This is a genomic window from Rudaea sp., assembly GCF_057139185.1.
In genome coordinates, this window is record NZ_DBNHDN010000044.1 from 41,401 (window position 1) to 67,166 (window position 25,766).

Annotated in this window: 17 protein-coding genes; 10 read left to right on the forward strand and 7 right to left on the reverse strand. The window is 66.4% G+C overall.

Annotation, left to right across the window (positions count from 1 at the left end; all coding sequences use genetic code 11):
• The first annotated feature begins 49 nt into the window (after positions 1–49).
• The gene (ppa, locus tag AC16HO_RS14640) at positions 50–598 is read left to right on the forward strand and encodes an inorganic diphosphatase (RefSeq protein WP_395641550.1); all 549 of its coding nucleotides are present in this window, start codon (positions 50–52) and stop codon (positions 596–598) included.
• Positions 599–656: 58 nt separating this feature from the next.
• Here the strand turns inward: ppa and AC16HO_RS14645 are convergent, their stop codons facing one another.
• The 4 genes from AC16HO_RS14645 to thiC all read right to left on the reverse strand — a co-directional run bounded on the left by AC16HO_RS14645 (position 657) and on the right by thiC (position 7,171).
• Positions 657–2,318, reverse strand: a complete 1,662-nt coding sequence (locus AC16HO_RS14645) for an ArnT family glycosyltransferase (RefSeq protein ID WP_395641549.1) — start codon at positions 2,316–2,318, stop codon at positions 657–659.
• A 28-nt stretch (positions 2,319–2,346) separates the two neighbouring features.
• Complete coding sequence (locus tag AC16HO_RS14650; RefSeq protein WP_395641548.1) at positions 2,347–3,360, reverse strand: DUF2333 family protein; 1,014 nt, start codon at positions 3,358–3,360, stop codon at positions 2,347–2,349.
• A gap of 89 nt (positions 3,361–3,449) precedes the next feature.
• Complete coding sequence (locus AC16HO_RS14655; RefSeq protein ID WP_395641547.1) at positions 3,450–5,276, reverse strand: sulfotransferase; 1,827 nt, start codon at positions 5,274–5,276, stop codon at positions 3,450–3,452.
• Entirely contained in the window at positions 5,273–7,171 is a 1,899-nt protein-coding gene (gene thiC, locus AC16HO_RS14660) for a phosphomethylpyrimidine synthase ThiC (protein ID WP_395641546.1), read from the reverse strand. Before thiC ends, AC16HO_RS14655 begins: the two co-directional genes overlap by 4 nt.
• 305 nt (positions 7,172–7,476) lie before the next feature.
• Here thiC and AC16HO_RS14665 point away from each other — a divergent pair, with 305 nt between their 5' ends.
• Entirely contained in the window at positions 7,477–8,025 is a 549-nt protein-coding gene (locus tag AC16HO_RS14665; protein WP_395641545.1) for a DUF3016 domain-containing protein, read from the forward strand.
• A gap of 383 nt (positions 8,026–8,408) precedes the next feature.
• The gene (locus AC16HO_RS14670; protein ID WP_395641544.1) at positions 8,409–9,743 is read left to right on the forward strand and encodes a dipeptidase; all 1,335 of its coding nucleotides are present in this window, start codon (positions 8,409–8,411) and stop codon (positions 9,741–9,743) included.
• Between the two features lie 131 nt (positions 9,744–9,874).
• Here AC16HO_RS14670 and AC16HO_RS14675 read toward each other — a convergent pair whose 3' ends face one another.
• Positions 9,875–10,516 carry a TetR/AcrR family transcriptional regulator gene (locus tag AC16HO_RS14675; protein WP_395641543.1) on the reverse strand — a complete coding sequence of 214 codons (642 nt, stop codon included), beginning with the start codon at positions 10,514–10,516 and terminating at the stop codon, positions 9,875–9,877.
• 236 nt (positions 10,517–10,752) lie between these two features.
• On the opposite strand from AC16HO_RS14675, the gene AC16HO_RS14680 reads away from it, so the two are divergent.
• The 4 genes from AC16HO_RS14680 (at position 10,753) to AC16HO_RS14695 (ending at position 17,519) form a co-directional block, all read left to right on the forward strand.
• On the forward strand, positions 10,753–11,871 hold the full coding sequence (locus AC16HO_RS14680) for an efflux RND transporter periplasmic adaptor subunit (RefSeq protein WP_395641542.1): 1,119 nt from the start codon (positions 10,753–10,755) through the stop codon (positions 11,869–11,871).
• Between the two features lie 87 nt (positions 11,872–11,958).
• On the forward strand, positions 11,959–15,144 hold the full coding sequence (locus tag AC16HO_RS14685; protein ID WP_395641541.1) for an efflux RND transporter permease subunit: 3,186 nt from the start codon (positions 11,959–11,961) through the stop codon (positions 15,142–15,144).
• A gap of 253 nt (positions 15,145–15,397) precedes the next feature.
• Positions 15,398–16,054: a protein-L-isoaspartate O-methyltransferase family protein gene (locus tag AC16HO_RS14690; RefSeq protein WP_395641540.1), complete on the forward strand. Its 657-nt coding sequence runs from the start codon at positions 15,398–15,400 to the stop codon at positions 16,052–16,054.
• A 46-nt stretch (positions 16,055–16,100) separates the two neighbouring features.
• Positions 16,101–17,519 (forward strand): TolC family outer membrane protein, encoded by a 1,419-nt coding sequence (locus AC16HO_RS14695; protein ID WP_395641539.1) that lies wholly within the window; start codon positions 16,101–16,103, stop codon positions 17,517–17,519.
• Between the two features lie 63 nt (positions 17,520–17,582).
• Here AC16HO_RS14695 and waaA read toward each other — a convergent pair whose 3' ends face one another.
• Entirely contained in the window at positions 17,583–18,869 is a 1,287-nt protein-coding gene (gene waaA, locus AC16HO_RS14700; protein WP_395641538.1) for a lipid IV(A) 3-deoxy-D-manno-octulosonic acid transferase, read from the reverse strand.
• 216 nt (positions 18,870–19,085) lie between these two features.
• On the opposite strand from waaA, the gene lpxL reads away from it, so the two are divergent.
• The 3 genes from lpxL (at position 19,086) to AC16HO_RS14715 (ending at position 24,340) form a co-directional block, all read left to right on the forward strand.
• Positions 19,086–20,006, forward strand: coding sequence for an LpxL/LpxP family Kdo(2)-lipid IV(A) lauroyl/palmitoleoyl acyltransferase (gene lpxL, locus AC16HO_RS14705; protein WP_395641537.1), 921 nt, complete (start codon positions 19,086–19,088; stop codon positions 20,004–20,006).
• A 186-nt stretch (positions 20,007–20,192) separates the two neighbouring features.
• The gene (locus AC16HO_RS14710) at positions 20,193–22,949 is read left to right on the forward strand and encodes a DUF2339 domain-containing protein (RefSeq protein WP_395641536.1); all 2,757 of its coding nucleotides are present in this window, start codon (positions 20,193–20,195) and stop codon (positions 22,947–22,949) included.
• Positions 22,946–24,340 (forward strand): DUF3999 family protein, encoded by a 1,395-nt coding sequence (locus AC16HO_RS14715; RefSeq protein WP_395641535.1) that lies wholly within the window; start codon positions 22,946–22,948, stop codon positions 24,338–24,340. Before AC16HO_RS14710 ends, AC16HO_RS14715 begins: the two co-directional genes overlap by 4 nt.
• A 193-nt stretch (positions 24,341–24,533) precedes the next feature.
• On the opposite strand, the gene AC16HO_RS14720 is transcribed toward AC16HO_RS14715, so the two are convergent.
• The gene (locus AC16HO_RS14720) at positions 24,534–25,766 is read right to left on the reverse strand and encodes an O-antigen ligase family protein (protein WP_484335566.1); all 1,233 of its coding nucleotides are present in this window, start codon (positions 25,764–25,766) and stop codon (positions 24,534–24,536) included.

A 25,766-nucleotide genomic window follows, 5' to 3' on the forward strand; every position in this document is an offset into this window, starting at 1 on the left:
TTTCGCGTATCCTGCGCGCCCTCGCCTGCAAACATCGACGGAAGACATCATGGGCCTCGACCTCGTCCCCAGCGGCCGCGACGTGCCGAACGAAATCAACGTCATCATCGAAATTCCGAAGGACGCGGAACCGGTGAAGTACGAAGTGGACAAGGCCTCGGGTGCGATCTTCGTCGACCGCGTGCTGTCCACGCCGATGCGTTACCCATGCAACTACGGCTACGTGCCGAACACGCTCGGCGGCGACGGTGATCCGCTCGACGCGCTGGTGATCCTGCCGCTGCCGCTGGTGCCGGGCTCGGTGATCCGCTGCACCCCGGTCGGCATGCTCAAGATGACCGACGAGGCCGGCGCCGACGAGAAACTCGTCGTCGTGCCCGTGACCAAGGTGTTCGCCGGCTACGCCAACATCACCGACATCGGCCGGGTGTCGGCGCACTGGCTCGAGCGTATCGGCCACTTCTTCGAGCACTACAAGGATCTCGAGAAGGGCAAATGGGTGAAGATCGATGGCTGGGCAGGCGCCGAAGCGGCGAAGAAGGAGATCCTCGAGGGCGTGAAGCGCTACGAGGCGTCGCCGGAAAAGCCAAAGTTCTGACTTCTCGCGACGACGCGCGATTTCGGCGGGTACGCCCCGACTGCGCACGCAGCGGCGCTCAATCTTCGCTCCTGGTTTCCTCTTCGGCCTTTCCCTGCGGCGCAATGCGCGGGCCGCTGCACAGGTCCGCCGCACGCCAGATCAGGATGCGGCCTAGCCGCCAGGGCACTTCCGTTTCGGGTTTCACCGGGACGCCGTACTTGGTGTAGAACGTCACCACTTCGCCGTCGGGATGCGCCGCGCACCAGGTGTACAACTGACCGAGGTTGATCGCCTCGAACGGCTGCTTGAGCCGGCCCGGAAATTCGAACAGGCCGTGATGCCAGCCGAGATGCACGATCGGCTTGCCGGCTTGCTGTGCGGCGCGAATGCGATTCGCTGTCGCACTCACGTCGAGCGTCGGACCGACCGCCTGCGCGATCGTAAGCATGCCCAACGCCGCCGCCGCGACGCTGGCCAGCGCGACCGCGACCAGTTGCCTGTACGCACGCCGGTGCACGAGCAGGAATACCCCGAGCGCTGCAATCAACGCACCCCAGAGCGGCCAGATGCCGCCGAGCACCGCCTGCTCGTCGGCGGAAAAACTGCCGCCGTGCACGAGCCCGCGCAAACCCGGTACACTCGCCGCATGCTGCGCCAGCCACGGCGCGGCACAAAGGAAGACGCCAACCAATCCGAGCAGCACTGCAAACAGGCGTCCGCGCACACGCGCCGCATCGTCGCGCAGCACCAGCGCGAAGTACAAGGCGAGGCCCGGCAGCAACGGCAACAGATAATGCGGCTGCTTGCCGCTGGCGAAACAGAACAACACGAATGCCGGCACGAACCACGCAACGGCGAAACGCGCGGCCTTGCTGCCCGCCAGATTGTCGCGCCAGGCGCGCCATGGTGCGCGCAAGCTCAGCGTCCACGGCAGGATCATGAACGGCAGCACCATGAAGTACCACCAGATGGGCCGCGCATGGGCGAAGCTCTGGGTCATGCGCTCGGCAGTCTGATGGAACACGACGTCGTTGACGTAGCTCCAGCCGCCGGCCGAGACCATGTAGACGAGGCCGACGCCGACACTGGCGAGAACGCCGGCGAACACGGCGGCATACCATCGCAGTGGCGCTCCGCGCGCAGTCGCGCTCCACCACGGCCCGAGCAGGCCGACGAGGCCCGCATCGAGCAGCATCACCGGCCCTTTGTTGAGCAAGCCCAAACTCAAGCCCGCCGCGAAAATCGCAATGCCGCGGCCCCAGCGTCGCTCGTCGAAGTCGATCAGTCCGTGCAGCGCGAGCAGGACACAGGCGGCGAGCACGACGTCGAACATGATCGCGCTGGCAAACACCGCGAAGAACATCATGCCGGCGAAAATTTGCGCGGCGCGGGTGGCGAGCCTGCCGTTCGCTGCGCCATCCGCCGGGTCGAGGCGGCGCACGAGACGCTCGAACATCAACAGCGATACCAGCGAGACGACGAGCATGCCAAGGCGCACGATCCACACGTTCAGGCCGGCCGCCGTCCAGGCGATATTGATCAGCCAGAACAACAGCGGGCCTTTGTGCGAATACAACTCGCCGTTGAGATGCAGCAGAAGCCAATCCGGCGAATTGCGCAATTCCCACGCCACCGAGAGATAACGCGTCTCGTCGATGGGCAACGCCGGCAGAAACAGCGCTACCGGCAGCAGAATCAGAAACCAATGCAGGCGCCAGTCGGCGAAAAGCTTGTTCATGGATTTGTCATCGAATGGCGGTGGGCCATCAGCCCCGGTTCAACAAGTTTTTCAGATCGATGATCGCCGCGTTCGCGCGCGAGACGTAGTTGGCCATCACCAGCGAATGATTGGCGAAGAAACCGAACGGACTGCCGTTGAGGATCACCGGACTCCATACCGGCTTCTGCGATTCCTCGAGCTCGCGGATCACCTGCTTCAGGCTCACCATCGCGCCCTTGCGCTCGAGCACGGGGCCGAAGTCGACCTCGATCGCCTTGAGCTGTTCGAGCAGCGCCCAGGTGTAGCCGCGCGACTCATAGAAGATGTCGTCGATCTTGTACCACGGCGTCTTCACCACCTGCTGCCCCTGCGCGTTCTGCATCAGCGCCGTGCCGGCCGGTGTCTCGCCCTGCAATTGGATCTGGCCGACGCTCGCGGACAGGCGCTGCGACAGCGAGCCCAGGCGCGTGGAGACGACGTCGAGATAGTCGGCGAGGCTGTCCGCGCGCGCATAGAACTGCGCACCATTCGGATCGTTCTTGCCGAGGCGCGTGAAGTAGCCTTCGACGCGAGCGATCGCCTTGCGGTACTGGCCTTCGGAGCTCGGCAGCAGCCAGCGGTCGTTCGGCGAAGAGAACAAAGGGTCGGCTTCCCTGAGGTCGACGTCCTCTTCCGACTGGGACTGCGAACGCGCGAACTTGTTGCGCATCTCGCGCGCCAGGTCGCGCGTGGCGGTGAGCACGCCGAATTCCCAGTTCGGCACGTTGTCCATGAGCACGCCCGGCGGGAACTTGTCGTTCGAGATGTAGCCGCCGCGCTTGTCGAGCAGGGTCTCGGCACTGCCGATCAAGGTTGCAGTGACGGTGCTGCCGGTGACGACCGGCTGGTTGTGCCGCGCCGAACGCTCCTGGGCGAACTTGACCACATCGAACTGCGCCGGCTCGTAGCTCCACCACCACATCAGCGCAAGCACGACGAGCACGTACAGGGCGACGACGACGGCGATGCCACGCAGCCAGTAGCGGCGGCCCGAGGAACGAGGGGTCGGGATCGCGTTCATGGAGCCTCCTTACCGGTCTTGCGGACCCGCATTGTGCCGCAAAGCGCGCCGCGCTTGCATGCATGCCGAAGCAGTCGAGGGGCTGCCGTTCAGCGCGCGGCGAACCTGTCGCTGCGCGCGATCGTCTCGGCGAGACCGGGCAGCACCGCTTCGATCGCGGCTTCGTGCCGGCGCCATTTTTCCGGATCGGGTTTCGACACGGTGTAGCGCGACAGCGGCAGCTCGGCTTCGAGCGGACGGTCCCAGGCAAATTCGACTGCCGCACACAGGCGCGCGATTTCGGCCGCGGGATCCGCGGTCAACGCATCGTAGCGCGCGACGTGCACACGCTCGCGCGGCATTGCGCCGAGATCGTCGAGCAGCGCCTGGGTCACCGCCTGCCACTGCGCCGCGACGATTGCGTGCAGCGGCCGGCCATTCAATTCCCGCCAGCCCGGCGTCAGCGCGAGCGACCACGGCAGGCCGTTCCAATCCGGCAAATTCGGATAGGTGCGGAAGCCCCCCGAGTTCCATGCTTCGATCATGCTCGCCAGCACCTGACGCACGTCGCGATGCAGATAGATGAACTGCGCCTCGGGGAAAACCTTGGCGAGAAACGGGATGCGCAGGGAGTTCTTCGGCGTCTTCTCGAGCAGACGCAACGGCCATTGCGTGGGCGGCGTGCCGTCGCGGTCGCGCAGCGCGGCGCGAAAACGCGCGCGCAGTTCCTTGACCACATCGCTGCCCGCGGCGTCGACGTCGAGACGATTGGAAGCGAAGCCGCGCACGCGCGGATGCAGCACGCCGATACCCTCGATCAGGCCGTGGCTCTCGTCGCCGATCGTGTAGACGCCTTTCGCGCGCGCCAGCGTTTCGAACAGGAAGGTCGAGCCCGAGCGCGGCGGCGAGACGATGAACACCGGACGGTCGAATTCCGTGTCGCGCGACGACTTCGCCTTGCGTGGCGCATCGCGCGGCTCGCCGAAAATCACCGGTGTCGACTCGTCGATCAGCGCCGAGCCGACCACCATCACCATCAGCACCTTGTGGAAGTCGAGGTCGTTGGTCAGGAACAGGTGACCGCGCAACGGCTGCATCTGCTCGACGAATTCGTCGAGCACGCGGCGGAACCCCGCGCGACCCGCTGGCGCATCGCCGTGACGCGACCACAGCGCCTGCCAACGGCGCATGCAGTGCATAGCCGCCTGTTGCGCTTCGGCAATCGCCGGCTGCTGCGGGCGCAACTGTCCGAACAGGAACGACAGGTGCGAATGCAGCTCCCACGGCGACATCACCGCGGGCGAATTCACCGACTCGAACTGCAGCTCGCCCGCGTCGCCCGGCTGCGGCGCGACGAGCTGCGCCTGCCAACCGGTCGGGTTCAGATGATGCGGACGCGAACGCGCCATGTGCTCCCAGAAGCCCTCGCCGCCTACCGTGTCGGCAACGAGGTGGATGCGCACGTCGTCGCCCTGGTTGAGCACTCGGTGCAGGCGCCAGGTATCAAAGATCCAGCACTCGCCCGCACCCATGTTGATCTCGGCATCGCCGCAATGAAAGCGCACGCCGGGCTGGGTCACGATCGGCACGTGCACGCGCATGCGTTCGGCCCAGTAGTAGGCCTGGTCGATGTGCGCAGTGACTTCGGCCTGACCCGACAGACGCATCAGGCGCGTGCGCCCGAGCACCACGCCGAGCGAGGCGAGCACCTGCCGCAGATACGGCAGGCGCGCGAGCAGCGGCGTCGGCCGCATCGGCCCGACCAGGCCGTCGTTGTCCTCGTCTCCGTCCACGGCGACCAACGGCAGCGCGGAGTTGCCGGGGAAGCCCTGTGGATGCGGTCGCCATTCCGCTTCCTCAATCGCGGCGACTTCGGCGGCCAGCGCCGCGGCATCGAAACGCAGCGGCAGCTGAATAAAGGGGAATTGCAGCCTCAAGAGACCTTCTCGCTGCCAGCCTGCAGATAGACTTCGCCGCCTTTTTCGCGAAACTCGCGTGCTTTCTCCTGCATGCCCTTGGCCAGCGCATCGGCCTCGTTGGCGACGCCGTGGTCCTTGGCGTAGTCGCGCACGTCCTGGGTGATCTTCATCGAGCAGAAATGCGGGCCGCACATCGAGCAGAAATGTGCGTGCTTGGCGGCCTCTTTCGGCAAGGTTTCGTCGTGGAATTCCTGCGCCTTTTCCGGATCGAGACCGAGGTTGAACTGATCGTTCCAGCGGAACTCGAAGCGCGCCTTGGACAGCGCGTTGTCGCGCACCTGCGCGCCAGGGTGGCCCTTGGCCAGGTCGGCGGCATGCGCGGCGATCTTGTAGGTGACGATGCCGTCGCGCACGTCCTGCTTGTTCGGCAGGCCAAGGTGCTCCTTCGGCGTGACGTAGCAGAGCATCGCCGTGCCGTACCAGCCGATCATCGCAGCTCCAATGGCGCTGGTGATGTGGTCGTAGCCCGGCGCGATGTCGGTGGTCAGCGGGCCCAAGGTATAGAACGGCGCTTCGTGGCATTTCTCGAGCTGGCGCTCCATGTTCTCGCGGATCAAATGCATCGGCACGTGGCCGGGGCCTTCGATCATGGTCTGCACGTCATGCTTCCACGCGATCTGCGTCAGCTCGCCGAGCGTGTCGAGCTCGGCGAACTGCGCCGCATCGTTGGCGTCGGCGATCGAGCCGGGGCGCAGGCCGTCACCGAGCGAGAAGGCGACATCGTAAGCTTTCATGATCTCGCAGATGTCCTCGAAGTGCTTGTAGAGGAACGACTCCTGGTGATGCGCAAGGCACCACTTCGCCATGATCGATCCGCCGCGCGAGACGATGCCGGTGACGCGTTTGGCGGTCAACGGAATGAACGGCAGGCGCACGCCCGCATGGATGGTGAAATAGTCCACGCCCTGCTCGGCCTGTTCGATCAGGGTGTCGCGGAAGATTTCCCAGGTCAGTTCCTCGGCCTTGCCGTCGACCTTCTCCAGCGCCTGGTAGATCGGCACCGTGCCGATCGGCACCGGCGAGTTGCGGATGATCCATTCGCGCGTCTCGTGGATGTGCTTGCCGGTCGACAGGTCCATCACGGTGTCGCCGCCCCAGCGGATCGCCCAAACCATCTTCTCGACTTCCTCGGCGATCGAACTCGTCACCGCCGAGTTGCCGATGTTGGCGTTGATCTTGGTCAGGAAGTTGCGGCCGATGATCATCGGCTCGCTTTCCGGATGGTTGATGTTGCACGGAATGATCGCGCGGCCGCGCGCGACTTCGCTGCGCACGAATTCGGGCGTGATGATTTTCGGAATCGCTGCGCCGAACGATTGGCCGGCATGCTGTCGGAGCAGGTCGGCATCGCGCAACGCGTCGAGCTTCTGGTTCTCGCGGATCGCGATGTATTCCATCTCCGGCGTGACGATGCCGCGGCGCGCGTAGTGCATCTGCGAGACGTTCGCGCCGGCCTTCGCGCGCAGCGGCGCGCGCGTGTGCGGGAAGCGCACGCCGGCCAATTTCGGATCGGCAGCGCGGCGGCGGCCGAATTCGCTCGACAGGCCCTTCAGGGTTTCCGTGTCGCCGCGCTCTGCGATCCAGTTCGCGCGCAGCGGCGCGAGGCCGGCGACGAGGTCGATGCGCGCGCCCGGATCGGTGTACGGGCCCGACGTATCGTACACTGCCAGCGGCGCGTTCTTCTCCGCGCCGAACACCAGCGGCGTATCGCTCAGCGCGACTTCGCGCATCGGCACGCTCAAGTCGGCACGCGAGCCCGGGACGTGAATCTTGCGCGAACCCGGAATCGGACGCGTAACCGCTTCCGACAGCGCGGTCGTGTCACGGATCAGGTCGGCGGCCAGTGCATTCATTCTCAACTCCTCTCTCAAAAAGCCTGGATCGAAGGTGCTTTTTGTGGAGAGTCCGCACAAGGATGTGCGATCTACTCTTCGCGCGCAGGGAGGCACGCAAAAATACCTATGACCCGGATCACGTACGAAGGGTTTTTCCCAGTTTCCCGGTCTCTGCGGAAAACACCCCCGCTTCATGAATACTATTGAAACACGAAGCGCCGGCGCTGGCGAGCCGCGACGAAACCCGGCGCCCGCGCGTCTTGTCTATCGTTCGCGCAGGCCACAGAGTATCCGGGCCTGGTTCAATCCTCGAGAGGTTTGCCATGAAGACATACCGCCATTCGATGTTCCGCCCGCTGCTCGCCATCGCCGCAGCCTGCCTGACCCTGGCCGCCTGCGTGGCGCCGGGGCCGAAGAAGGCGTTGCCCGAACGCGTCCAGGTCAGCTGGGCACCGGACAACCAGTTGACCGAGGTCAGGAACAACTCGTTCCAACGCGGCTGGCTGAAGCCGGAAGACTGGCAGAAGACGCTGTCCACGTACCTGCGCCAACGTGCGGATGCCATCCTGCCGCCGGGGCAGAAGCTCGAGGTCAAATTCGAGGACATCAAGCTCGCCGGTGACTTCGAGCCATGGCATGGCCCCAACGCGCAAGACATTCGCTTCATGAAGGACATCTATCCGCCGCGCGCGACGCTGCACTATCGCCTTACCGACGCAAGCGGCGCGACGATCCGCGAGGGTGAGAGCAAGCTCAGCGACCTGGCCTACCTGCAGCGTACGACGGTCGCGAACTCGACCGATCCACTGCGCTACGACAAGCGCATGCTCGACGACTGGCTGACCAAGGAATTCGTGCGCAACCAGTCGTGAGGTCCCGACCGGACCCGATCCGGGAATCAGGACATCGTGTTCGGTGCGCCGCGCGGCATGGCGCCGCGCCGTCGCCGCGCGGCGGATGCAGCGGTTCGAACAGGCTTTGACCGGAGCGCGCCGACGGGCTGTCCGCGCCACGCAGCCGTCGGCCGCCATGCGCGGTATGCCCCGAGTTGCCGTCGACGTAGTCGGCCCACCCTCACGCGGCACGCCCGGATCGCGGAACTCCGCATTCCCCGGTACGGCGCCCCCGCGCTTGCGTCACCTTCGCAATGACGGCGAGGGCAAAACCGGACATGCGACGAAGAAACCGGTTTCGCCGCGCGCCAATTTCGGCTATGACTACCAAGGTCAGATACCCACTCCGATCGAGGCCAGAAATGACGACCACTCCGACGCACCTGAAGTTTCCGCTTTTGTTCGCCGCGATCGCCGCGACTTTCGCCATGTCGGCGGCCTTCGCGGCCGGCGGCGACGTCAACGCTCGCGTCGCGCGCGTACTCGCGCAGACGCCGCTGATCGACGGCCACAACGATCTGCCCTGGGAGATCCGCACGCGCTTCGGCGGCGACGTGACGAAGATCGATCTCGCCGCGGACACCTCGAAACTTGCCGCGCCCGAAGGCGAGGCGAAGCTGATGACCGACATCCCGCGCATGCGTGCCGGCCATGTCGGCGGCCAGTTCTGGTCGGTGTGGATTCCGGTGTCGCTGAAAGGCCCCGAGGCCGTGCAGGTCACGCTAGAGCAGATGGATATCGTCAAGGCGATGACGGCGCGCTGGCCGCATGATTTCGCCATGGCCTACAGCGCGGCCGACATCCGCCGCATCCACAAGGAAGGCAAGATCGCCTCGCTGATCGGTATCGAGGGCGGCCATCAGATCAACGACTCGCTCGCCGTGCTGCGCGAGTACTACGACGCCGGTGCGCGCTACATGACCCTGGCGCATTCCTCGAACACGGACTGGAGCGACTCGGCCACCGACGCGCCGGCGCACCACGGCCTGACGCCGTTCGGCAAGGAAGTCGTGCGCGAGATGAACCGGCTCGGCATGCTCGTGGACCTCTCGCACGTTTCCGACGAGACGATGAACGCCGCGCTCGACGTGTCGCAGGCGCCGGTGATTTTCTCGCACTCGTCGGCACGCGCGATCGACGACCATCCGCGCGACGTCTCCGACGAGATGCTGCATCGTGTCGCCAGGAACGGCGGCGTGGTCATGGCCAACTTCGCGCTGGACTATGTTTCCGACGCGCACCGCCGCTGGAGTGCCGACCGCTCCGCCGAGCAGGCGCGCTACAACAGTCCGCCGTTCGGCGGCCTTTACATCGGCAATCCCGCGCGCGCCAAGGCCGCGCTGGCCGAATGGGAGAAGGCGCACCCCGCGCCAAAGGTCACGCTTGCCGAAGTCGCCGACCACATCGAGCACATCGCCAAGGTTGCCGGCGTCGATCACGTCGGCATCGGATCGGACTTCGACGGCATTCCGGAAGCGCCGCAAGGCCTCGATGGCGTCGACAAGTATCCCGCGCTGCTCGCCGAACTCGCGCGCCGCGGCTGGAGTGACGTCGATCTTGCCAAGGTCGCGGGCGGCAACCTGTTGCGCGCGATGACGCAGGCCGAGGTGGTCGCGGCGAAGCTGCGCGCCGAGCGGGGACCATCAGCGGCCACGCTCGAACAACTCGATGGCGCGCGTCCGCAAGCGCGGCACTAGGCTTCGAGCCCCTTCTCCCGCGACGGGAAAGGGGCTGGGGCAAGGGTTGAGTCGAAACCAGCGGCATCTTCGACGCCGAACCCCTCTCCCGCAACGGGAGAGGTGACAAGACAGCGGTGACGATCAATTCGTCAACGCGGCACGTAAGCGCGCAAGAAGAAATCGACCGTCGCGTTGAGGTGCTCGTCGATCTCGCGCGCGGTCGCCGGCTCGCCGCAGCCGCACTCCTTGCGCGCATGCAACTCGCCCTTGAGCAGGCAGAAGAACTGCGAGGCGGCGCGATGCAGGTCGGCGATATCGAGCTTGCCCGCCTCGACCTCGATGCGCAAGAACGATTCCAGCCCCCGCTGGACCTTCGTCGGACCGGCTTCCCAGAACAGGGCCGCAAGCTTCGGCGCACTCGCCGCATTGGCGACGATCGTACGGTGGATCGCGATCGCATCCTCGCTCGTGATCAGGCCGAAGAATGCGCGCGCGATCGCGAGCAGTTGCTTGCGCAACGGCCCCTTGAGGTCGGCCTCGAACAATTCCTCGGGCATCAACGTTTCGCACTTGCTGCGCACGGCCTCGGCGAACAAGGTTTCCTTGTCGCGGTAGTGACTGTAGACGGTGAGCTTGGACACACCCGCCTTGTTCGCGATCGCGTCCATGCTCGTGCCTTCGAAGCCCTGTTTGACGAAAAGCTGCTTGGCCGCATCGAGGATGGCGGCGCGCTTCTCCATGTCCTTGGGGCGGCCGGGACCGGCGGTTCTGGGGGTGGCTAACAATGACATGGCGTCGCTCGGGACTTGCAGTGGTTTCAGTCATTCGATGCCGGGGCATCAAAATAAACTGGACAGTTCAGTTTACTATTTGTAAGATAGCACAATAACAGTGTTCATGGGGCAGAAAAGAACGTTTTTCGTTTGCACAAATTCCTGTTGCGACGTCTACTTTTGCGCGATTCGGCACACCGCGCAATCTGCCCCGCAACAACGATGCGCGAATTTCGCCCGAGAGGCTCAAAGTCATGTTCGACACGTCCACCCGTTCCCCACTCCATGTCGCGACCGCGACCACGTTGTTGCTCGCGGTATTCGCCCTCGCCGGCTGCGGCAGCCACGCCGCTGCGCCCGCGCCGCCGCGCAGCGCGATCGTCGCCCATCCGCAGGCCGCCGACGCGATCAGCGCCGAGGTGTATTCGGGCGAGGTGCGTGCGCGCTACGAAAGCCAGCTCGGCTTCCGCGTCAACGGCAAGATCCGGACGCGCAAGGTCGATGTCGGCAATCACGTCGAAGCGGGACAGGTGATCGCCGAACTCGACCCGGCCGATCTGCAATTGCAGGCCGGCAGCGCGAGCGCGAACCTTGCCGCGGCGAAAGCCAACCGCGATCTCGCCCAGGCCGACTACGACCGTTATCACAAGCTGCTCGACAAGCACTACGTCAGCCAGACCCAGGTAGATGCGCAAGCCAACGCGCTCAAGGCCGCGCAGGCGCAAGTGCTGCAGGCACAGGCCGCGCTCGCGGTCGCCTCGAATCAGACCGGTTACACGAGCCTGCGCGCCGACCACGCCGGCGTGATCACCGCGCTCAACGCCGAGGCCGGCCAGGTCGTCGCCGCGGGCCAGGGCGTCGCCACGCTCGCGTGGGACGGCGCGACCGAAGTCGAAATCGCCGTGCCCGAAAACCGCATCGGTGCCTACAAGGTCGGCGCGCCGTTCGCGATCGAATCCTGGGCCGAAGCAGGCAAACAGTTAGCCGGCCATCTACGCGAGATCGGCGCCGAAGCCGACCGCGTCACGCGCACCTACCGCGTGCGCGTGAGCTTCGACGATGCCGCTGCCGCACCGCGTCTGGGTCAGACCGCGCGCGTCTACTTCGCCGACGGCGCCAACGCCGGCCAGATCCTGATTCCGCTGTCGGCGCTGCACGAACTCGGCGGCAAACCCGCAGTGTGGATCGTCGATGCGAAGACACACCAGGTGAAGCTCGCGCCGGTCACCGTCGCCGCGTACCGCGAACAGGGCGTGACCCTGTCCGGTGGCACCGGCACGCAAGACTGGATCGTCACCGCCGGCGTGCACAAGCTGCACGAGGGCGACACGATCACGCCGGTCGATGCGCTCAACCGCCCAATCATGCTGTAGCAACCTGTCATTCCCGCATGCCGCCGGCGGGAGTGATGAACCAATGGTTGCCACGCCAGACCAACCGCTAGGACTTTGCTTCCTGCCATGACCCGCTTCAATCTTTCCGAATGGTCGCTGCGCAACCAGCCGCTGTTGCGCTATTTCATCGTCCTGCTCGCCGCGCTCGGCGTGTGGTCGTACATGGGCCTGGGCCAGTCCGAGGATCCACCGTTCACGTTCAAGGTCATGGTCGTACAGACGCAGTGGCCGGGTGCGACCGCAGCCGAGGTCACCGAACAGGTCACCGAGAAGATCGAGAAAAAGCTGCAGGAACTGCCGCAGATCGACTACCTGCGCAGCTACTCGCGCCCGGGCGAGTCGATGGTGTTCGTCGTGATGAAGGATTCGCTGCCCGCGGACACGGTGCCGGATTTCTTCTACCAGGTGCGCAAGAAAATCGGCGACATCCGCTACAGCCTGCCGCAAGGCGTGCTCGGCCCGTTCTTCAACGACGAGTTTGGCGACACCTTCGGCAACATCTACGCGCTGAGCGGCGAAGGCTATTCCGACGCGCAACTGCGCGATTACGGCGAGCGCCTCAAGCTCGAACTGCTGCGCGTGCCCGATGTGGCCAAGGTGCAGTTCGTCGGCCTGCAGGACGAGAAAGTCACGATCGAACTGTCCAACGCCAAGCTCGCCACGCTCGGCGTGAGCTTCGATCAGCTGCAGCAGACACTGGCCGCGCAGAATGCGATCACGCCCGCGGGAAGTTTCGAAACCGGCAGTGACCGCATCTACCTGCGCCCGACCGGGACGTTCGATTCGGTCGATCAGATCCGCAACATCTCGATCCGCGCCAACGGCAACCTGTTCCGCCTCGGCGACATTGCCAACGTCACGCGCGGCTACGCCGATCCGGCCAATCCGCGCATGCGCTTCATGGGAAAAAATGCGCTCGGCCTCGCCGTGTCGATGCGCGCGGGCGGCGATATCATCCATCTTGGCGAAAATCTCGACGCGGCGATCGCGCGCCTGCAGCAGGCGCTACCGGTCGGCCTCGAACTCGAACGCGTCACCGACCAGCCGCGCGCGGTCGCGCGCTCGGTCGACGAATTCGTGCACACGCTGGCCGAGGCGGTCATCATCGTGCTGCTGGTGAGCTTCTTCTCGCTCGGCCTGCGCACCGGCCTCGTCGTCGCGCTGTCGATTCCGCTCGTGCTGGCGATGACGTTCGCGGCGATGAAGTACTTCGGCATCGACCTGCACAAGATCTCGCTCGGCGCCTTGGTCCTCGCTCTGGGCCTGCTTGTGGATGACGCCATCATCGCGGTCGAGATGATGGCGATCAAGATCGAGCAGGGCTACGACCGCATCCGCGCGGCCGCGTTTGCCTACACCTCGACCGCATTCCCGATGCTGACCGGCACCCTGGTCACTGCCGCGGGTTTCCTGCCGATCGCGACGGCGAAGTCGGGCACGGGCGAATACACACGCTCGATCTTCGAAGTGGTGACGATCGCGCTGCTGATCTCCTGGGTCGCCGCGGTCATGCTGATTCCGTATCTCGGCTACAAGCTGCTGCCCGAGCGCGACCAGGCGCCGCCGCCGGCGGGCTCGTGGCTGAACAAGCTGCCGCCGCGGCTGCGCCGCATCGTCACCGGCGAGCATCCACCGCATGCCGACCACGACCCGTACGCGACGCCGTTCTACAAGACGTTCCGCGCGCTGGTCGACTGGTGCGTGGAGCATCGCTGGGCCGTGATCGGCGCGACGGTCGGCGCTTTCGCGCTGTCGATTGCCGGATTCGGCCTCGTCCAGCAGCAGTTCTTCCCCGACTCGACGCGGCCCGAGCTGATGGTCGATCTGAAATTGACCGAAGGCGCCTCGCTCAACGCGACGCAGGAGCAGGTGAAGAAGCTCGAAGCGTGGCTGGCGAAACGCCCCGAACTGGAAAACTACGTGAGTTTCGTCGGCAGCGGCGCGCCGCGTTTCTATCTGCCACTGGATCAACAACTGCCGCAGGCGAGCTTCGCCGAATTCATCCTGTTGACCAAGTCGCTCAAGGATCGCGAGAAAATACGCGCCGAACTGATCGAGCTGTTCGACAGGGATTTCTCCGAGCTGCGCGCGCGCGTCGTGCGTCTGGAGAACGGGCCGCCGGTCGGCTATCCGGTGCAGTTCCGCGTTTCCGGCGCCGACATCGCCACGGTGCGCGGGCTCGCGCGCAAGGTCGCCGACGTGATGCGCAAGAATCCGATCCTGCGCAACGTCAATCTCGACTGGGAGGAGCCCTCCAAGGTCGTCAAGCTCGACATCGATCAGGAGCGCGCGCGCGTGCTCGGCGTGTCCTCGCAGGATCTCGCCAACTTCCTGCAAAGCTCGCTGTCGGGCGTGCCGGTCACCTACTACCGCGAGCGCGACCAGCTGATCGAGGTCGACCTGCGCGGCCCGACCGACGAGCGCGCGCGCCTGTCCCTGCTCGAAAGCCTTGCCGTGCCGATGCCATCGGGCAAGGCCGTGCCGCTGAAGCAGGTCGCGAAGGTGTCGTACGGCTTCGAGGAAGGCATCATCTGGCGGCGCAACCGCCTGCCGACGGTGACCGTCCGCGGCGACATCTACGGCGACACCACCGCGCCGACCGTGACCACGCAGGTGCTGCCGCAGCTCGACGCGATCAAGGCTTCGATGCCGGCCGGATACCTGCTCGAAGTCGGCGGCGCCGTCGAGGAGTCGGCCAAGGGCCAGACTTCGGTCGACGCCGGCATGCCGTTGTTCCTGATCGTGGTGCTGACCGTGCTGATGATCCAGCTGCGCAGCTTCTCGCGCGTGCTGCTGGTGTTTCTCACGGCACCGCTCGGCCTGATCGGTGTGACCCTGTTCCTGCTCGTGTTCCGCGTGCCGTTCGGCTTTGTCGCGATGCTCGGCACGATCGCGCTGATGGGCATGATCATGCGCAATTCGGTCATCCTCGTCGACCAGATCGAGCAGGACATCGCCGCCGGCCACGCCCGCTGGGCCGCGATCGTCGATGCCACCGTGCGCCGCTTCCGCCCTATCGTCCTGACCGCACTTGCCGCGATCCTGGCGATGATCCCGCTGTCGCGCAGCGCGTTCTATGGTCCGATGGCGGTGGCGATCATGGGCGGCCTGCTCGTGGCGACGGCGCTGACGCTGCTGTTCCTGCCCGCGCTGTACGCGGCCTGGTTCCGCGTGCGACGCGGCGAGTCCGCAGCGCATCCGAAGACCGGAACCGGGGCGGAGGCGAGCGTCGCAATCGCGGCCAACCATTGAATTCCGCGGAGCTTGCCCAACCGTATCGATGCAACCGTTACCGCTCGGTAACATCTTGGCCGTTACTGAGCAGTAACATCGAGCCGGATCGGCGGCGTAAGCTTCGCGTCAGCGACGATGCCGGAACATGCACGAAGGTTTGAATGACTTCCGGCACTTCGGCGGTTGTCGCGATCTGCGGCATCGTACGATTGCCGGCGCAAAGCCCAGACTTTATCCTTTGATCCTTTTCATGAAAGCCGGAAACCCCGCCATGTCGCTCAACGTCGAACTCGCACGCAACAACATGATCGAACAGCAGGTGCGCCCCTGGGACGTACTCGACGAACGCGTGCTCGAGGCGCTCAGCGCGCTGCGACGCGAAGACTTCCTGCCCGAAGCCGTGCGCAACCTCGCCTTCACCGACATCGAGCTGCCGCTCGGCCATGGCGAAATCGCGCTCAAACCGGTCATCGAGGGCCGCCTGCTGCAGTCCATCGCGCCGGCGAAAGGCGAGAGCGTGCTCGAGATCGGCACCGGCTGCGGCTTCCTCACCGCCTGCCTCGCCCGGCTCGGCGGCAACGTGACCAGCGTCGAGCAGCATGTCGACTTCGTCGAAGCCGCGCGCGCGCACCTCGCCACCGCCGGCATCCGCAACGTGCACATCGAGCATGCCGACGCGGTCAACGCCTACCAGCCCGGGCAACAGTTCGACGTGATGCTTGTCACTGGCGCCGTGGCCGCGCTTCCGCCACGCTGGCGCGAATGGATCAAGCCGGGTGGACGCCTGCTCGCGATCGTCGGCGAGTCGCCGGCACAGCGCGCCGTTCTGTATGTGCGTACCGACGGCGGATGGAGCGAGCAGGCACTGTTCGAGACCGACCTGCCCTACCTCACCCATGCGGCACCGGTCGCCCGCTTCGTGCTCTGAATACGGGCACCGCGGCACACACAGAGAATTTCCCAAGGAACCCACTATGCGCAAAAGTAGACAAATGAAAAATGCCGCGCCCGCCCGGGTCAAGCTCGGCGCACTCGCCGCCGCCATCGCCATCGGCACGCTGGCATCGCCGCTGCGCGCGGAGGATCTGAGCCAGATCTACGCGCAGGCGCGCGAAGCCGACCCGACGCTCGCCGCAGCGGACGCGAACCGTCTGGCCACCAAGGAAGGCTCGCCGCAGGCGCGCGCCGCGCTGCTGCCGCAGATCAACGGCAGCTACGGCTACAACCGCAGCAACGGCAACAGCAGTCCGGCGACGTCCGACATCACCGGCGCGCTCGAAGCCGGCACGCAGTTCACGCGCGCGCGCTCGCGTCCTGCTTCGGTCACCTTGAGCCAGTCGCTGTTCAACTGGGGCAACATCGAGCGCCTGCGCGCGGCGAATGCGCTTAGCGAAGGCGCCGACTTCAGCTACGACGCGGCGTCGCAGGCCCTGCTTGTGCGCACCGCGACGGCCTACTTCAACGTACTCACCGCCGAGGACCAGCTCGCTTTCAGCCAAGCCAACGAAAAGTCCCTGCAAAAGCAGCTCGATCAGGCCGACGAACGCTTCAAGGTCGGCCTGTCCGCGATCACCGACGTGCATGTCGCCCGCGCCCAGCACGACTCCGCGGTCGCCGGCGTCATCGTCGCGCAGAACTTCGTCGAAACGCAGCGCGAGGCGCTCGTTCAGATCATCGGCAAGAATTTCGGTGATCTGAAGAAGTTGCGCGATCCGGTTCCACTCGACAAACCGGTACCAGGCGACATGCAAGCCTGGGTCGATCTTGCCGAGAAGCAAAACCCTTCGCTCGCCTCGGCGCAGAAGTCCGTGGACTCTGCCGAGCACGGCATTTCCGCCAGCCGCGCCGGCCACTATCCAACCCTTGGCGCCACGCTGACGCGCAGCGACACGCCCAACTGGGGCAGCGGCTGGGTCGACGTGCCCGGCCATGCGGGAGGGCCGCACCTGTCCAGCAACGGCCTGGTCGGCAACACCACGATCGGCGTCAGCCTGAGCATTCCGATCTTCTCCGGCGGTCTCGTCTCATCGCAGACGCGCCAGGCCGTCTACCAGCGCGACGCAGCGCAGGACCAGCTCGAAATCACCCGCCGCGGCGTCGTCGCCAACACGCGCAACGCGTACCGCACGGTGATTTCGGGTATCAGCGAAGTCGAAGCGGCCAAGGCCGCGGTGGTCTCGGCACAAAGCGCGGTCGATGCAACGCAGGCCGGATTCGAAGTCGGCACCAAGACCATCCTTGACGTGCTCACCAGCCAGAGCCAGCTCGTCAGCGCGCAGAGCTCCTACTCGCAGGCTCGCCACAACTTCGTGCTCAGTGGCCTGCTGCTCAAGCAGTCGGCCGGTGCGATCGCGACCAGGGACCTCGATTCGGTCAACGCGTTGCTGCAGTAGCGCGACACTCCATGGTCCGGTTTGACGGGCCGGAAACCAGCAAGGGCGCGGACGACCGCGCCCTTACTTTTTCCCCGGCTCGTCGCCGAGCGCCTTCTCCACGATCGCCAGCGTGCGCAACACGCTGCCCTGCTCGCGTTCGAATGCGTGCTGCGCGGCTTGGCCGACGCGCTTGCGCAGCACGCCGTCGGCGAACAGGCGCGTGATCGCGGCGCCGAGCTCGTCGCCGTCGAGCACCTGCAGCGAGGCGCCGGCCGCGGTCAGGCTCTGGTTGATCTCGGCGAAATTGAACATGTACGGGCCGACCACGATCGGCACCGCGAGCGCGGCCGGTTCGAGCACGTTGTGCCCGCCGATCGGTACGAGGCTGCCGCCGACGAAAGCCACGTCGGTCGCGGCGTAATAGTTGAGCAGTTCGCCCAGCGTGTCGACGACGAAACATTGCGTGTCCGCGGCCGCCGCATGTTCTTCGCTGCGCGTGCGTGTGGCGAAGCCGAAGCTGCGGCAGGCGAGCGCGACCGGTTTGAAGCGTTCCGGGTGGCGCGGCACGATCAGCATCAGCGCGTCCGGGAAGCGGCGCAGCACTTCCGCATGCGCCTTGAGCACCGGCAGTTCCTCGCCGTCGTGCGTGCTCGCTGCGATCCACACCGGGCGGCGCGCTCCCCAGGCGGCGCGCATCGTCGCAGCCTCCGCGACCAGGTGCTTGGGCACGCTCATGTCGTACTTGAGGTTGCCGATCACGCCGAGGCGCTCGGCCTGCGCGCCGAGTTCGGCGAACCGCGCGGCGTCAGTCGCCGATTGCGCGGCGATGTACCCGACCCCGGCCAGCGCGCGCTGCACGAGCGGACGGATCGGCGAATAGCCGCGCAGGCTTTTTTCCGACAGACGAGCGTTGGCGATGATCAATGGGATCCTGCGCGCCTCGCACTCGAAGAACAGGTTCGGCCAGATCTCGGTTTCCATGATCACGGCGACACGTGGGTGGATACGGTCGAGGAAGCGCGCGATCGAGCGCGGCAAGTCATACGGCAGATACAGGTTGACGACGCGATCACCATAGACGCGGCGCACGCGTTCGGAGCCGGTAGGTGTCACCGTGGTGATCACGAACTTCATGCCGGCGTACTGCGCCATCAACGCGTCGATCAGCGGCAGCGCGGCATTGACCTCGCCCATCGACACCGCGTGGATCCAGATGCTTTCCTTCAACTCGACCGTGGAGTGGCCGAAACGCTCGCGCCAACGCTCGAAGTATTCGCGATAGCGCAGGCCGCGCACCGCGAGCCGGTACAGGATGGCCGGCGTCAGCAAGTACATGGTCAGCGTGTAGAGAAGGCGGCGAAACGGCACGTGGGGAGGCGGAGTGAAGGATGGCGAAGTATAGCCGCGGGGCGAACGCGGAATTCGGGACAATGCGCGTGGCCGGTCATTCGCGCGGGTTCGCGGCGGGAATCCTGCGACCTCCGCCTTCGGGTTCGCGACGCACAAGAAAAGGCTCTGGATTCCCGCCTTCGCGACAATGATGCGCAAAAAACAACCTCGCAGCACTCCCGTATACTTCGCGCGATGACGGTGCCGGAAAGCCCACAACCCTCCTTGCGTTCGCCGCGCTGCTGGCCCGCGTGGCTCGGCATCGGCGTGATGAAACTCGTCGCGCTGCTGCCGTACCGCGCGTTGCATCTGCTCGGCCGCGCGCTCGGCCTGCTGACCCGGCAGTTGCCCGGCGCGCGTCGCCGCGTCGCGCGGCGCAATCTCGAACTATGCTTCCCGGAACTTTCCGCGGACGAACGCGAACGCCTGCTGCGCGCCACGCTCGCCGACCTCGGCATGATGCTGGTCGAGTTCGCCTTCGCCTGGATGGGCAGCGACCGCGCGATCGCGCGCGTGCCGTGCGCGATCGAAGGGCTCGAACACCTCGAAGTCTGCCGTGCGCAGGGCCGCGGCGTGCTCCTCGTCGGCGCGCACTTCTCGCACCTCGAATTGTGCGCGCGCCTGGTCTCGCAACGCATCCGCATCGCCGGCATGTATCGCGTGATGGACAATCCCGTGTTCGAGCACGAAGTTCTGCGCTCGCGCCTGCACTACGCCGAGGTGATGTTCACCAAGGACGAGTTGCTCGCGACGGTGAAGTACCTGCGCCGCGGTGGCGCGCTCTGGTACGCGCCCGACCAGGACATGCGCGGCAAGGACGCCGTGTTCGTACCGTTCTTCGGCCTCGCCGCGGCGACGATCACCGCGACGCACCATCTCGCGCGCCTGTCCGGCGCCGCGGTGGTCCCGTTCTTCCATCGCCGCCTGCCCGACGGGCGCGGCTACCAGCTGCGCCTCGAAGCGCCGCTGGAAAACTTCCCGGGCGCCGATGCCATCGCCGACACCGCACGCGTCAACGCACAGATCGAGCGCATGGTGCGCGAGGCACCGGAGCAATACCTGTGGGTGCACAAGCGCTTCAAGTCGCGGCCGCCGGCAGACCCTCCGCTGTACTGATCCGCGCCCCCCGGTATTTCGTCTTGCCAGCCGCGTGGAGAGGTTTCCCGACAGATTCCGTCGCACAGCCAGGCCGGGGGAGAAGAGCCGGCGCGAGCCATGGCGGCTTTGCGTGAGTAGGCACTAATATCGCCTTGGGGTTTTGACTGCGCGGCTCGCGCCGGCGCGCAACGGGAGACAGACGCTATGATTTTCTTGTGGATGTTCGTCGGTGCCGTGTTCGGCGGCTGGCTGAGCTGGATCGTGCTCGACGAATCGGTCGGCGCGCTGGGGATGACTTTCGGCATTGTCTGCGGGCTGCTGTTCGGCCGGCTCGCCAGGCTCGGCAAGCGGATCGGCGAACTCGAAGCGCAGATCAAGATGCTGGTTTCAGCGCCTGCCACGCAGCGGGCCGAGGTGCCGGACGTCGCGGTCACGCCTTCGCTACCCGTCGAAACGGCCGCCATGCAGTCCGCGACCGCGCCGGCGCATCCCGTTTTCGCTCCTGTCGCCGCGACCGCCGCCATGGCCGATCGCGGAGCGACGACGATCGATTTGCGCACGCTCGCGGCCGCGACCGAAACCAGACCGGCATCGGCGACGACGTCGCCCAGCCCGGCTCCACCGCGCGCCGATCCGCCCGCGCTCGCCTGGCTCAAGCGCTGGTTGACCGAAGGCAATCCGCTGGTGAAGGCGGGCATCGTCGTCGTGTTCTTCGGCGTCGCCTACCTGTTCAAGTACGCGGCCGACGCGGGCTGGCTGTCGGTGCCGGTCGAGTTCCGTTTCCTCGCTGTCGCCGCCGCCGCACTCGCCGCGCTCGCGTTCGCGTGGCGCAAGCGCGAGTCGCAGCGCCCGTTCGCGTTGAGCCTGCAGGGCGGCGCGATCGGCGTGCTGATCCTGACCATCTTCGCAGCGTACCGTCTGTACGCGCTGCTGCCGCCGACGCTGACCTTCGCCCTGCTCGTTATCGTCGTCGCCGGCGCGGGGCTGCTCGCGGTGCTGCAGGATTCGGCCGCGCTCGCCGTGCTCGCGATCGTCGGCGGCTTCCTCGCACCGATCCTCGCCTCGACCGACAGCGGCAACCACGTCGCCCTGTTCTCGTACTACGCCGTGCTCAACGCGGCGATCTTCCTCATCGCCTGGATCAAGCCGTGGCGCGCGCTCAACCTCGTCGGCTTCGTCTTCACCTTCGGCGTCGGCGCGGCCTGGGGCGCGCTCAAGTACCGACCGGAACTGATCGCCTCGACCGAGCCATTCCTGTTGCTGTTCTTCGCGTTATATCTTTTGATTCCGGTGCTGCACGCACGCCTGCAGGCGCGGCAGCAAGGCGGGGCCGGACCGAACCGTGCGCAGGCCGTGGTCAGCGGCAGCCTCGTGTTCGGCACGCCGCTGGTCGTGTTCGCGCTGCAAGCGGCGCTGCTCGAGGGCGCGCGCATGCCGCTTGCGTTCAGCGCACTCGGCGCCGCGGCGATCTACGCTGCGCTCGCCGCGCTGGAACTGCGCCGCTGGCACGCGCAGCTGCTCGGTGAATCGCACGCGCTGCTCGCCCTCGGCTTCGCCACGATCGCCGTGCCACTCGCGCTGTCGGCACAGGCGACGACGTGTACGTTCGCGCTCGAAGGCGCGGCGCTGGTCTGGCTCGGCCTGCGTCAGGCGCGGCGCGTCCCGCGCTGGATCGGCTACGCGCTGCAAGGCATGGCCGGTGCGATCTGCGGCGACGGCTTCGCCGCCGCCGCAGATGCGGCGCCGATCCTGAACGGTACGTTTCTCGGCGCCGTACTTCTCGCGCTCGCCGGCCTCGTCAGCGCGCGCCTGTTGCACCGGCGCGATGCGCATGCGCCGCTGACCCTGCTGTTCCTCGTCTGGGGCGGGTTCTGGTGGTACCTCGCCGGCGGCAACGAGATCGAACGCTTCGCCGCGCACGCACGGCACTGGGACGCATGGCTCGCATTCCTCGCCGCGACCGCGCTGATCGCTACCGAAGCCGCGCGCCGCCTGACCTGGCGCGAACTGCTCGTGCCCGCCGTGGTCACGATCGCGCTCGGCCTGCCGTTCGTCGTGCTGACCATGCTCGACGAGCATGGCCCGCTCGAAGGCTGGCATCTGGCCGCCTGGGCCATGTGGTTCGCCGCCACTTGGCGCACGCTGCCCGCCATCGTCGCCGACAACACCCGAGTCGCGCGCATTCTGCATTTTATTTATTTGTGGATCTGTACGCTGCTCCTTTCGCTCGAACTCGGCCATCTCGGCCACGATCACCTGCACTTGCGCGGCATCTGGTTCGCGCTGTCCCTGCTCGCCCCGTTCGCGGCTGCGTACCTGCTCGTGCTGCGCCGCTCGCCGCTCGCGCACTGGCCACTCGCCGTCGGGGTCGTTGCGCTGCGTACGCCGCTGCTCGGCAGTCTCGTTGCGACCATGGGCATCGCTTGGCTCGCCGGCCTCGTGCAGGAAGGCGAGCCGACGCCGTTGCCGTATCTTCCCGTGCTCAATCCGCTGGAACTCGCGCAGATCGCCTGGCTCGTGCTGCTTGCACTTTGGTACCGGCAGGCGCAAGGCGAAGGCAAGGTTTTTCTCGATGCCGAGTTGCGCGCGCGGGTGCTCGCGGCGGCGGGCTTCGTCCTGCTCACTTCGATCACATTGCGTTGCGTGCACTTCTTCGGCGGCGTGCCATGGGACGCGAACATGGCCTCCTCGCCGCTCGCGCAGTCGGCGCTGTCGATCGTGTGGACGCTGGCCGGTATCGCCGCGATGCTCGCCGGCAAGCAGCGTGGTTCGCGCGCGGTCTGGTTCGGCGGCGCGGCGTTGATGGCGCTCGTGCTGGTCAAGCTCATGCTGATCGATCGCAACTATCTCAACGACCTGTCTGCGATCGTCGGCGTGCTCGTGGTCGGTGTGCTGCTCGTCGCGGTCGGCTACTTCGCCCCGGTGCCGCCGAAGACTGGCGCTGCGGGAGAACCGACATGAAGCGCGTCGTCGCGCTGTCCGTTGCCCTGCTCTTTGTCGCAGCCGCTGCGCATGGCGATGATTCGAAACGCTACGCGTATTCGTGGCCGCTGACCCTGACCGGCGACGCCGCCGCCTGGCAGGTCGAATTGCCGCTTGAGGTCTATCGGACCCTGACCGATCCGCAGATGCGCGATCTCGTCGTCGTCGACGACCAGGGCAACGCCGTGCCGACTGCCGCGCGCGCCGCCGATCCCGCCACCGTCGTCTCCGCACGCACCGAGCTGCCCTTGTTCGCGTTGCCCGCCGGCCTGCCGTCGAATCCGGCCGACGCCCCGCTCAACCTGCGCATCGAACGCGACGCGGACGGGCGCCTGCGCAGCATCGGTGCCGATCTTGGTACGGCCGCGAAGGCGACGCCGGATTCCCGGGACTATCTGATCGACGCGGGCAACCTCGACGCGCCGATCGACCGCCTGCGCCTCGACTGGGACGAGGGCGCCGGTTCGGTCAACGCGCAATTCGCCCTCGCCGCGAGCGACGACCTGCAGAACTGGCGCAGCGCGGTCGCCGGCGCGAGCGTGCTCAGCCTCGCCCAGGACGGCAATCGCCTCGAACTGCACGAGATCGATGCGACCGGCGTGCACGCGAAATACCTGCGCCTGCGTCGCCTCGATCACGGCGTCATGCTGCCGGGCCTGCGTGTCAGCGCCGTCACCTTGGCACGGCGCAGTCCGGCACGCGCCGCGCGCGAGTGGCTGTCGCGCACGGCAAAGGAACCGGCCGCATCCGGTGCGCCGACGCTGACCGGCGTCGAGTATCGCTACGACCTGCCGGCCGCGCTGCCGATCGAGGCGATCAAGCTCGATCTCATCGCCGATAATTCGGTCGCACGCGTCGGCATCGCCAGCCGCCGCAGCGGCGCACAAGCGTGGACGCCGCGCGCCGACTTCACCGCGTTCCACCTGCAGCAAGGCGGCGACGCCATCGTCAACGACGAGACGACCCTGACGGGCGCGGTGCGCGACAACGAATGGCGCGTGCAGTCGGCGACGCCGCTCAACCGCGCGCCGATTTTGCATCTCGCCTGGCGCCCCGACCGCTTCGTTTTTCTCGGTGACGGCACGCATAGCTACCGGCTCGTCGCCGGCAGTGCCACCGCGCGTCGGGCCGACTATCCGGTCGATGTCGCCCTGGCCCAGTTGCGCGGCAAACTCGGCGCCGACTGGCAGCCGCCGCTCGCCGCCCTCGGCGCGCGCCAGACCCTCGCCGGCGATGCCGCGCTGCGAGCGCCGACGCCCGCGTCGAAGTACGACTGGAAAACCTTCCTGCTCTGGGCTGTGCTCGTCGCCGCTGCGGCGGCGATCGGGTATCTCGCGTTGAGTCTTTTGCGCGGGCAGAAGTCCGCGTAGCAACAGGAGCTTCCACTCGCCCTTCGGGCGCGCGGACAGGCGAACGGACGCGGCCAGAAGGAACAAAAACAAAGGTAAATGGAACGCCGGCTGTGCCGGCATGGCGAACATTTCGGATTCCAGCCTGACCCCTCGTTCGGCTGTTGAGAGCCGCCGGAATGGCGAGCAAAAGCAGATCGGCAAAAAATGGCCGCTACGCGTTGCGATCCGCGCTCAGCGCCGCGCAATACAGCGCGAGCAACCACCAGAACACCAACCCCCACCACGCCGCATAGAACTCGAGGTGGGTGTCGAGCGGAAACGTCATCGCCGCAAGCGCCAGCGCGGGTACGAATGCACGTTTGCGCGCGGCGGCGTCCGCGCGCCGCCATGCGCGGCATGCAATCGCGAAACCGAAAATCCAGAATGCGAGTCCGATCACGCCGGTTTCGCCGAGGATCTCGAGCACGATCTGATGGGCGTGCAGCGCCCCTTCGTCCGGATCGGGGTTGGCGAACGCATCGCCCGCCCCCGCATACCGCGCGTAGGCGTAGCGGAACGCGTGCACGCCGACGCCATTGATCGGGTGCGCTTCGAACATGCGCCATGCGGCCGGCCAGATGCGCGTGCGCCCGGAGCTTGCGTAGTCGATCGAAGCCCCGGTGCCCTGCAGCGCACGCAGCGAGCGCTCGACGCGCGCATCGAACGCGGGCGAGGCATGCAACGCGACGAGTACAGGCACGGCCGCGAGCACCGCGGCGCTGGCGCTCCATCCGGCGAAGCGCAACGGCGAGCCTGCCTCGCGCCAGAGAAAGGCAAGCACGACGAGCGCGTACATCAGCCAGCCGGCGCGTTCGCCCGCGAGCAGGATCGGCACAAGCGCGAACACGAATGCGACAACGAGTCCCGCGCGGCCGAAACGTTCGCGCGCGGCGGCAAGCACGAACGGCGACAGCACCGCGAGGGTCGGGCCGAGCTTGAGATTCTTCGCGCCGAAGATGCCCGACAGCCGATCCTTGTCCGATGCGCCGGCGATGCCGTAGCCGCTGAACGCCTGCACCCAGGCGTCGCACAGCCACAGCGCGAGGATCGCGCCGATCGCGAGCGTGATGCGCGGCCACAGGCGCGCATCACGCAAGCCCAGGCAGGCAAAGATCGCGAACGGCAGAAAGCGCAACAGACCACCGACCGTGCTCCACGACTTTCCCGGCGCGATCGAATCGAACGCCGAGATCAATGCCGGCAGCCAGTAGCAAAGAAACAGCGCGACAATGAGGCGAACGCCGGTATCGCGGCGCAACCCGCCGCGTTCGCGCCACCCAAGAGCCACGCCGGCAATGACGCACAGTCCGAGTGCGGCATTGGCGTAGCCGATGCCCGGCGGAAGCAGCACGAGGATCGCAATCAGCAGCAGCGCAGGCCAGGTTGGAAAAAACGTTGCATTCAT